This window comes from Streptomyces sp. NPDC019890 (assembly GCF_044903445.1).
GTDB lineage: Bacteria > Actinomycetota > Actinomycetes > Streptomycetales > Streptomycetaceae > Streptomyces.
Genome location: NZ_JBJDQK010000035.1, coordinates 1 through 9,345 on the forward strand (window position 1 = coordinate 1; position 9,345 = coordinate 9,345).

The 9,345-nt window shown below is 67.3% G+C and carries 11 protein-coding genes and 1 pseudogene; 7 read left to right on the forward strand and 5 right to left on the reverse strand.

Features of this window, described 5'->3' with window-relative positions; translation table 11 throughout:
- The first annotated feature begins 115 nt into the window (after positions 1-115).
- Both ACI2LP_RS33345 and ACI2LP_RS33350 read left to right on the forward strand, forming a co-directional pair.
- On the forward strand, positions 116-295 hold the full coding sequence (locus ACI2LP_RS33345; RefSeq protein ID WP_404728279.1) for a hypothetical protein: 180 nt from the start codon (positions 116-118) through the stop codon (positions 293-295).
- Between the two features lie 279 nt (positions 296-574).
- Positions 575-871, forward strand: coding sequence for a hypothetical protein (locus ACI2LP_RS33350; RefSeq protein WP_404728280.1), 297 nt, complete (start codon positions 575-577; stop codon positions 869-871).
- Between the two features lie 273 nt (positions 872-1,144).
- On the opposite strand, the gene ACI2LP_RS33355 is transcribed toward ACI2LP_RS33350, so the two are convergent.
- Together ACI2LP_RS33355 and ACI2LP_RS33360 are read right to left on the reverse strand one after the other, a co-directional pair.
- On the reverse strand, positions 1,145-1,993 hold the full coding sequence (locus ACI2LP_RS33355) for an IS5 family transposase (RefSeq protein ID WP_404728281.1): 849 nt from the start codon (positions 1,991-1,993) through the stop codon (positions 1,145-1,147).
- A 1,503-nt stretch (positions 1,994-3,496) separates the two neighbouring features.
- A complete protein-coding gene (locus ACI2LP_RS33360; protein ID WP_404728282.1) occupies positions 3,497-3,661 on the reverse strand; it encodes a hypothetical protein in 165 nt (54 codons plus the stop codon).
- Positions 3,662-4,159: 498 nt separating this feature from the next.
- Between ACI2LP_RS33360 and ACI2LP_RS33365 the strand changes: the two genes are divergently transcribed.
- The 3 genes from ACI2LP_RS33365 (at position 4,160) to ACI2LP_RS33375 (ending at position 6,662) form a co-directional block, all read left to right on the forward strand.
- Positions 4,160-4,324, forward strand: coding sequence for a transposase domain-containing protein (locus ACI2LP_RS33365; RefSeq protein ID WP_404728283.1), 165 nt, complete (start codon positions 4,160-4,162; stop codon positions 4,322-4,324).
- 161 nt (positions 4,325-4,485) lie between these two features.
- Positions 4,486-4,680 (forward strand): hypothetical protein, encoded by a 195-nt coding sequence (locus ACI2LP_RS33370; RefSeq protein ID WP_404728284.1) that lies wholly within the window; start codon positions 4,486-4,488, stop codon positions 4,678-4,680.
- A 1,514-nt stretch (positions 4,681-6,194) separates the two neighbouring features.
- Entirely contained in the window at positions 6,195-6,662 is a 468-nt protein-coding gene (locus tag ACI2LP_RS33375) for a hypothetical protein (protein ID WP_404728285.1), read from the forward strand.
- A 294-nt stretch (positions 6,663-6,956) separates the two neighbouring features.
- Here ACI2LP_RS33375 and ACI2LP_RS33380 read toward each other — a convergent pair whose 3' ends face one another.
- From ACI2LP_RS33380 to ACI2LP_RS33390, 3 genes are read right to left on the reverse strand one after another with little or no spacing between them, the layout of a single operon-like run.
- Positions 6,957-7,145: a hypothetical protein gene (locus tag ACI2LP_RS33380; RefSeq protein WP_404728286.1), complete on the reverse strand. Its 189-nt coding sequence runs from the start codon at positions 7,143-7,145 to the stop codon at positions 6,957-6,959.
- A complete protein-coding gene (locus ACI2LP_RS33385; RefSeq protein WP_404728287.1) occupies positions 7,142-7,363 on the reverse strand; it encodes a hypothetical protein in 222 nt (73 codons plus the stop codon). Before ACI2LP_RS33385 ends, ACI2LP_RS33380 begins: the two co-directional genes overlap by 4 nt.
- Complete coding sequence (locus tag ACI2LP_RS33390; RefSeq protein ID WP_404728288.1) at positions 7,360-7,566, reverse strand: hypothetical protein; 207 nt, start codon at positions 7,564-7,566, stop codon at positions 7,360-7,362. Before ACI2LP_RS33390 ends, ACI2LP_RS33385 begins: the two co-directional genes overlap by 4 nt.
- A 266-nt stretch (positions 7,567-7,832) precedes the next feature.
- Between ACI2LP_RS33390 and ACI2LP_RS33395 the strand changes: the two are divergent.
- Positions 7,833-8,084, forward strand: a pseudogene (locus tag ACI2LP_RS33395) (DUF6879 family protein); the annotation flags it as partial.
- A 15-nt stretch (positions 8,085-8,099) separates the two neighbouring features.
- Positions 8,100-8,951, forward strand: a complete 852-nt coding sequence (locus ACI2LP_RS33400; RefSeq protein WP_404728289.1) for a helix-turn-helix domain-containing protein — start codon at positions 8,100-8,102, stop codon at positions 8,949-8,951.
- Positions 8,952-9,345 lie beyond the last annotated feature (394 nt).

Consider the following 9,345-nt stretch of genomic DNA (forward strand, 5'->3'; position numbering starts at 1 on the left):
GCTCGGATCTGGGCAGCGCCTCAGCTCAGGTATGAGGCGTGGCGGTCTGCTGGGCCGCGAGGTAGCCGGCCCAGCTGTCCTGGGCCAGTGCCGCCCACTGAGTCGCGGTGTTCCTGTGTATGTCGTCAACACGGACGGGACGATCTGGTCCGCGTTCACCGGTGACGACGGCGTGCTGTGGATCGACGTTGAAGACGACGTCGAGGTGGTCGTGAACGGGGCGATCGTCGACGGTCAGATCCGCGGGGCCGAGGTGGATGACCACGGCCGTATCTGGATCGACTACGACGACTGACCGCGCGGCCGAACGGCCTAGGCCGCTTCTTCCGGATCAGCAAGCCCTCGGGAGGCAGGGCTATTGCCCGGCCGCCGGGGCGCGGGGGAAGACAGGTGTCCTTGCACCGCCAAATCGCCCGCCCGTTCGAGCAGGCGTTCACGCACGCAAAGCTCGACGCGCTCCTGACCCGCATCGCCGACCGCGAGCCGCACCTCCGACTCGCGGCCTGACGACCAGAATTTCCGGCCGCGTGTACTAGGATCCGCCGCTAGCATCACTCGATCGATAGGAGGCCCGATGATCGGCGTGCTCGTGACTTTCGCGCAGACAGACAAGTTCGATCGTTCAACTATCGCAAAGATTGCCGGCGAACTCCGAGGACCGTTCGAAGGCATGGCCGGCCTTCGCTTCAAGAGCTTCATGCTCGACGAAGACGGTGTTCAGGCAAGGAACTTCTACGTGTGGGATGACGAGGAGAAAGCCCGCGCCTTCTTCACAGAGGAGCTCGTCGACAAGGTGACGGGGATTTATGGCGTCCCGCCCAAAATCGAATATCTCGATATCGTGGGGTTCGTCGACAACTCTGGCACCTGATTCTCGAGGAGGCTGTCGCACAAACCTTTGCTGTCCAGGCCGTTTTGGACCATCGGGGCATGCCACAGAACATCCTCACATGCGATCGAGACCAAGCGCTGCTGCACCCCTGCAGCCCCCTGACCTGCGCGACTGGCTGCCCGAGGACCACCTTGCCTGTTTCGTGATCGAGGCGATCGAGCAGCTCCACCTCGAGCCCTCGGCCGCCCGGCCCCTGCGTTTAAAGCGCCCGGCGCGCCGATTCTGCGGAAAGGCCCGAAGCCGACCCCCGGATCATCTCGCTGACCAGATGAAGATGCCCGCGATGTGGAGGCCGGCTTTGAAGATGGTGGCGGTCTTCTCGTAGCGGGTGGCCAGGCCGCGCCAGTTCTTCAGGCAGTTGATGCATCGTTCGACGGTGTTGCGCTGCTTGTATGCCTCGCAGTCGAAGCCAGGAGGGCGGCCGCCGCGGCGGCCTTTGCGCTTGCGGTTGGCGATCCGGTCGGCGGGTTGTGGGATCACAGCCCTGATCCCGCGGCTTCGCAGGTGCTCGCGGATGGCCCGGGACGAGTAGGCGCGGTCGGCCAGCACCTTCACCGGGCGAGTGCGCGGGCGGCCGACCTCCCTCGGAACACGCAGCCCAGCCATGACGTGCTCGAAAGCGGGCGCGTCACCCGCCCGCCAGGCGTGAGGACGAGGCACAGCGGCCGACAACGCCCATCCGCCGCCAAGTGAACCTTGGTGGCCAGCCCACCGCGGGAGCGCCCGATGGCATGGTCTGGTCGGCGGGCTCGCCGGCCGGGGCCCCTTTATACGGGCCCCAGCCGCATGCTGGTGGGCACGCACGATCGTGGAGTCCACTGCGACAACCCAATCCAACTCGCCCTCGGCATCGGCCTGGGTGAGCAGGGCAGTGAACACCCGCCCCCAGGTACCGTTGATTGCCCACTTTCGCAGCCGGGTGTAGACGCCCTTCCACGAGCCGTACTCGGCGGGCGGGTGCACCCACTGCGACCCGGTCTGGAACTTCCACGCGATGGCGTCGATCACCTGCCGGTGATCACGCCACCGCCCGCCCCGCCTCGGCGTCCGGTCCGGCAACAACGGCTCTATCCGCGCCCACTGCGCGTCAGTCAACGGCACACCAGGCCAACGATCCGATGATCGGAAAGAAGCCGCCTAGTCCTCTGTCCAACGCTCTTTGCCGACGTGGGACCAGGTGGTCGCGTTGCGCGACTTCATCTACTACGGACATACGCTGCCGCGGCTCCCACGATCCGCCTCAACGGAGAGGCGCCGCACGCCGCTGGGTCCGATCTGGCGCGCGTGGCGGAGGTCAACGGGGCCCTCCATCAAGTCACATCCCACCTGTGCAGTCGGCTGTATGCCGAGCTTGCGACAGGTCGCCCTGGACCCGTCGCCGAGGCGTCGTGGGAGGCCCTCATCTCGATCACCGCGGCCTGGCGCGAGGACCCCGAGCTGCCGGAAGGCATGAGGGAACTGCTTCCGATCAACCCGCATTGACCGCGAGCACAGGGGATGCGGGGAACGCAGACTGCTCGTCGAAGAGTTCGCTCTGAAGGCAGTGGTAGAGCTGGCCGATCATGCGCTTGAAGAGGTTGCGCTGGGCGGCGGCGTGCCGGTCTTCCTTCGCGTCGCCGCCGGTAGTGCTCAGCGGCGTAACTCGGGGCCGGAGAAAAACTGCGTGCTGGACGCGCCCGTGCCTGGAATGCTCGGGTCCGTGGCCGACTCGACTCCTTATGGCGACGAACGCAGCTCGTATTCCCGGGAGGCGCTTGCCCACCTGGTGCTCTCCGACCGGGCTGTAGGTCTCTCCGAGACGGCCGGCGGCCTGGCGGTCACCCGCTACGACCTCTATGCCGGTCCCGGCGGTCGCGTCAGCGAGGCCTTGGAGTTGTCCCGACGTGCGGGACGGCTTCTGGTCAGCGCCGTGGTGTACGAGCGTGAGCGCGGCAGCTCCTGGGAGGTCATCGGCCGATGCCTCGGCATCGAGGCCTCAGCGGCACAAGAGCGGTTCTCCAATGACCTCGACCAGTGGAGCACGGCGTTTGAGGTGCCCTATCGACTCGATGAGACCGGCCGCAAGCGCATTCCTCAACTGCCCACTGCTTCCTACGACCCCGAGCGTGCCTGCAGACGTCTCGACCTTTGGGCCAACGTGCGCCTGAGTTTCGATGACAAGCATGCTGTGAGCGCCGGCCCGGTCACGGAGGCGGGGGAAGAGGAGATGGCCGGGCCCGTACGGCATGAGATCGGCGGTTGGATATGGCGGGGCAATCTCGAAGCTTTCCTGGACCTGCTGTCGGAGTACGTCGGTCAGGACCCTGACGACGCCGCCTGGGACATCGTCGGTCTCGGCCTTGAGACGACCGATGACGAGGATCCGAGCACCTGGTACTCCTATCCTTTGGTCGGCGCCCTTCACTCCGTTGACGTCCGGATTGCGAACGCGGTCGGAAGCGATGTTCTGTCCTTCGTCGTCAGCGGTGCTGACTCGGCCGTGCTGAGGCTGAGAGTCGACACACTCTTGGCTGCCCTCTCCGCAAATGCGCCTGCGCTCCGAGCGCGGCAGGGGGCACCTGGGAGGAGCAAGCGCTCAGATCACGCTTGTTGCCACGCGCAGCGCTACTCGCGCGCCGCTTCCCATACGCTGCGGCCGGATGCCCTCTGCAGATCATCCAGGGCGGCCTCAAGCTGCTTCGCGAACTGCTCCTCGGTCAGCGGCTCCCCGACGAGGCTCTCGGTGGCGAGGCCCTCGGTGTCGTCGGCGAAGGCGGTGCTGCTGCCCAAGGCGGTGACCGTGAGGGCGGCGCCCACGGTCAGTGCGGGGCGCAGCCGTGGCCTGCGAGACGGTCGGGGCCGTCGGTGGGCGCCATCAGGGCGCGGCCGAATGCCTTCTGCGCGGTGCTCAGAACTCATGCCTGTACCTCTGCTCCGGTGGGGTGGCTGCCCATGGCGCAGACACGGCGCCCGGGGCCACGTTCGGCCGCGGAATCTCATCCATCCGCCATCGACGCTAGGGGTCTGAGACACCGGAAGCACAGTTCAACGAGATTCATCGGGCTGCCTTAAGGCAGCCCTCACCCTGCCTTTAGGGCTCGCAGATTAATAACGTGCGTGCGGGCACCATGCTGACGTGGGGCGTCAAGTCCCAGAGCCCACAAGTCAATTCTCTGCGAGCCCTAGGGACAATGCCGTTGTGTTAGATCCGGGCGTAGGTTGCTGTGGTGGTGTCCGGGGGTGGTGTCGGTGGCCGAGCGTTTGTCGGAGTAATCGGGTCTGGGGCTGTTGACCTGGGTGTATCCGCCGGGGTTGGTGGACCGGGTGGTGGCCGCGTGCGGCCGGGTCGAGCAGCGCAGACGGCTGCTCCCGGCACGGCTGGTGGTGTATTTCGTGCTGAGGCTGGCGTTGTTCTCGCCGCTCCCTATCTGGAAGTGCTGCGGCACCTGGTAGAGGGGCTGCGCGGAGCGGGGCTGTGGGGTAACTGGCACATCCCCGCGAAGTCCACGCTGTTTTGAGCCCGGAAACGGCTGGGGTCGGAACCTTTGCGGGCAACGCTGGGAGATCGAATCCGTACTCGGCGAGATCAAACCCATCAACGCGGCCCCGGAGTGGTGCTGACCAGCAAGACTCCCGAAGGAGTGCGCCAACAGATCTGGGCGCATCTGCTGGTCCATCACGCCCTGCGCGAGCTGATGTGCAGAACCGCAGCCGCCCGCGGCCTCGATCCCGACCGGCTGTCCTTCACCGACACCCTGCGCGCCGCCCGGCGCAGCGTGACCACCACACCAGGCGTCTTTTCCCTCTGAGCTCCTGGTCAACGCACTCAGACAACCCTTCTGGACCGGCTCTGCCACGCCGACGGCTCCGCAGCCGCCCCGCGTCGTCAAACGCAAGATGTCCAACTACCGGCTCAAGCGGGCCGAACACCACACCTGGCCCAGCCCACCAAAGCGCCAGCCGACGCCGTCGTCGTCCACCCACCCAGATCCTCAGCGCGGTAACGCAACAGCATTGCTCCTAGGCCGGGCTGCGCACAACCAGGTGCAGCACGTCGTCGATCGCCAGCCGCAGCCCGCACCCCTCGTTCGCGGCCGCCGGGCTGGGGGAGTACGGCAGTACGCGAGCGGGCCCGGCCTCCAAGCTAGACCAGGCCCGCTCCCGCGTGTGGCTACGAACGGCCGGGCCGCCGCATCCCGATCGCTTCGGCGACGTCCTCGGACAGGCTCTCGTACGGCAGGCCGGCCCGGAGGTCTCACACGGGCGGCTCGCACCGGTCGTGGCGCGGTGTGCCGCTCTCCTGGACTCACCGCCCCGTGACGCGTCGGAGTATGGGAGGGAACTGCGGCTCGCCCTGGACAATGGGCTGGACCTGCTCGTGCGCGCGACCGGCGACCAGCACCAGGTCCGTGGGCAGTCACCGACCGCAGGACGCCGCTGCCCCGTGACTGCCTCATCAGGCCTGCCCGCGACATCTGTTGCGGCTACCCGTTGCGCCAAGTGTTGCGCGAGCCGAATCTCCGTCCTGGAGTTCGTGCAGGTCACCACGGACGTACGGGCGTGGTCGGGAGTCTGACATCCCCATTGCCTCCGCTTTCGCCCATGTCCCTGCTGGATCGAAGGAGAACGGCGGGCGGGATGGGCGGCGCGGACGCAGCCGAAAATCGGGGCGCGCTCGCCCAGTGTTGCGCGCCGGCCGGGGCCGCCGCGCTCGGGCCGCCGTCAGTGCGGCGGCAACCAGCGGGGCGTCGTCAGAGGCGAGCCGTCTTCCACCGCGCCTCATGACTGGTGTGCCTGCTGTCCGGCAGGCGATCGCGGTGGTGCAGGCCGCGTACGGGCGCAGCTCCGTGAGGGTTTGGCGCCGCGACAGCCAGGCCCTCATCGGGGTGCGCATGGGGCCGCGCGAGCGATCTCGCAAGAGTCAAAAGCACGGCATCACGGACAGCGAACATGCCAGATCGTCGCTATTTGAGCGCATGCGGGCCAGCCTGCCCAAGGAATCACCTGGTCAGGACAACCTGTACTCGCTGTACTGCAACATCTACCGGCACCGACCCGACGATTTGCCAGCCTTGTTGCCCGAGGTATGGCTGCGCTGGGATCACCAACACAGTTCACCAGCGCCAGGGCCTGCCGGTTGGCGACCAGTGAGGGCTGCGTTGCGGCAGGCCAGGGGAAGAGCGCGACCGCCACCTGACCGGCGGGCCGGCTGATCAACGACACAATGCAGAGCCCGGCCGGAGGGTGGACGGCCGGGCTCCGTTCTGCCTACCGCCTGAACTGGGCCAGGAAGTCATCCACGAACTTATCAACCTCGGCAAGGGTGTTCATCCTCCGCGTTCAGACGCTCGACGAAGCTCACTCCTGCGTGCCGGAGCTGCCGATCGCGGCGGTGATCGGCGGCGGCGCGGTCCCTGTGATGCGGGCCGTCGAGTTCGATGGCGGCGACGCGTCCGCGATACGTGATGAGGAAATTCGAGGACACGCCTGCGAACACCCGCATGCCACCGAGAGGCGTGATCCCGATGGTCTCACTGTCCGGCAGACCGGACTGCCGCTTCTTGAGCACCTGGTACAGCTCAAGCTCGTACTGATTCGTGAAGTGAAGCCCGTCCTCGCTGGGGTGATGCGGCTCAAGCCGGGGCTTGCGAGCCTGGTTGCTGGGCTTCGGGCCGTTGCCCGTCCGCCACTGCTCCCGCCAGTTTGTGGCGAGCCATGGGATCTCCGGCCGACGTTGAGAAGGTCGATCTGCTTGCCGGACGCCTCCAGCACCGTGCTCATGACTTCCTGAATGCTGCCCAGTTCGGCCTGGTTGCAGGTCGGAAAGAGCTCGCCCCGCCTTGACTCAACACCGGAGAGGCTTCGCGTTGTTGGGGACGCGCTACGTCTCCGGCTGGCGGCGATCTTGACGGCCTAGATACGCGTCATGATCCGGAGCAGGTTCGGGTCGATCATCCCGACGTCATCGACATGATCACGGTGGGCGTAGACGTCCCAGCCAGGACCGGAGTTGCCCAGCACATAGCGACCAGGTCGGCATCCGCCGCGTCCGTGATCACCTCGTCGCCGGCATGGCAGACGTCGCTCACGACGCACCGCCCCGGCGGTGGCACGGGCACCCGCAGCGGGCCACGAGGAAGATGCCGTTCGAGTGCGGAAGCGGCACATCCTCGGTCTGGCGGCACTCGCGGTGCACATCCGCGTAGGTCGGCTGCTGGGCAAGGGTGCACTCCGCCGACAGCGTCCGGTCGTCGGTCGCTGTCGGCGCGCTCACGGCAGCTCTCCCCGGCTCCTGGCGTTGACCAGGGCCACACACGCCGACAGCTTCTCCGCCGCCGTAGCGGGCCGCAGTGGGCCGGACGCGTCCCACTTCCGTCCGCCGCCGGGCGGACGGAGCTGCCAGCACGGACCCACACGGCCCGTGACCTGGCCCACCTTGCGCGTCGCTTCATCGAACACGAGATCGTGGATCTCGGGCGTATACGCGTTCATGCGCACCCCCGCCGGATGACGTCGGCGAGCCGGATAGCGACGTCGGCACGCACCCGGCCCAGAGTGATCAGGTTCAGTGAGGGCGATGCCCTGTCCGCCCCCAGCGACGGCAGCACGATCTTCGCTGCCGTCAGTGCTTCCCGCAGAGCCTCCACGGCCGCTGTGACATCCGTGGTGTCCGGTTCTTGCTGCGCTGTGACCATGAACTCAGCGTGATCGCGGGCCAGTTGAGAGGGTCAGCACCTATACTCGACTATTCGCGAGACCACGCCGCCTATAGGCGTTTATGTCCACGAGGGCGCGGCGTAGCTGTACCGTCCGACGCTGAGCACGTTGATCATGAATGGATCAGGACCCGGCGAAAGGAACTGATCATGGCCCGACGGCTTCGCTTCAACGGCACCGGGAGCGGCGTGAACGGCTGCCCCGCCGTGCACGAAGACCTCGACACCAGCGAGGTGATCATTGTGCCGTCGGCGAGGACATCCGGCAGCTCTGGCGCGTGGACGCCGACAGGCTCCAGCTCCCCGAAGAAGACTTCTGGAGCTTCGACTCCCGGCTCGTGGCCCGGCTCAACTTCGACGACGCCGACGACCTCGTGAACGTTGAGCGGGTCACGGAGCCGGTGGAGGTCAACCGGTACGCCCAGGTGCGGGATGCCGCCTGGCACTACGCGATCCCGTACGAGACGTTCGCGGCGGACCTGTCCGCGACCGAGTAGCAGCGAGCGGAACCGGTGACCACGGACTACCAGCAGGCCCGCGAAGCACTTGGCGTCCGGCTGCGTGAGCTGAGGCTCACGGCCCCGGACGGTCGGCTCACCGGTTCCGCACTGGCCCGGCAGCTCGGCTGGCCGCAGCCCAAGGTCAGCAAGCTGGAGAACGGCAGGCAGACCGCCACCCCCGACGACCTCCGCGCGTGGGCCGAGGCGACCGGCCAGCCGGACGCGTATGACGAACTGCTCGCCCGGCTCAGGGGGTTCGAGTCCCACATCCGCTCATGGCGGCGGCAACTGGCCTCGGGTCACAAGGCCGTTCAGGACATCCACCTCGGTGCACACGCCGACGCGTCCGTGTTCCGTGGCTGGGAGTCGTCCATGATCTTCGGGATTCTCCAGACCCCCGACTACGCCCGGCACATCTTCAGTCGGTACGCCGAACTCCAGCAGTTGCCCCGGGACACCGAGGAGGCCGTACGGTCCCGGATCAAGCGTCAGGAGGCGCTGTACGACCCCGCGAAGCGCTATTACCTGATCCTTTGGGAGGCCGCGCTCCGCGCGCTGGTCTGCCCGCCGTCGGTCTTGGCCGCACAGCTCGACCGACTGTCCGGGGCCGTCGGTCTGGACACGGTCGAACTCGGGATCATCCCGTTCAGCGCGTCACTCAAGATCCCGCCCGCCACGGCCTTCTGGATCTACGACGACAGCCGCGTGATCGTCGAGACGTGGCACTCGGAACTGTGGATCGAGGACGAGCCCAGCGTGAACACCTACCGCCGTACCTGGCGCACGCTGCGGGAGTCCGCCGTGTACGGCGCCGATGCGCACCGGATCATCAGTGCCGCGCGCCAGGCCCTCAACGTCGCCTGACGCACACCAGCCCGTCTGATCACCCGCAGTCGGCCAGCACCTCCAACCCCACCATCACCACCTTTGCGGATCGGCCCCCGGTTGAATCGGTTCGCTGCCGCAGTGGCCGTCTGGAGGCTGATCGGGCTTGGCCCACACAATCGCCGCCAACACCTCCCGGTCAGGAAGTGGCGCCGCTGCGACGTCTGTTGGGCCCGGAGTCTTTGATCGTCACGCCGGGAGTCGCGCTGCCCGGCCGAGCACTCCCGCACCGGCACGCCGGGAGCGGCCGTCGCCTCGTACGTTGTCGTCGGCCGGGGAGCACCAGGGCGCCAGACCTCGTTGCGGCGCTACGGCTCTGTCTGGCCGGGGTCTCGTAAGGCGCGCCCGTTCAGCCGAGCAGCGCCGATGCCGG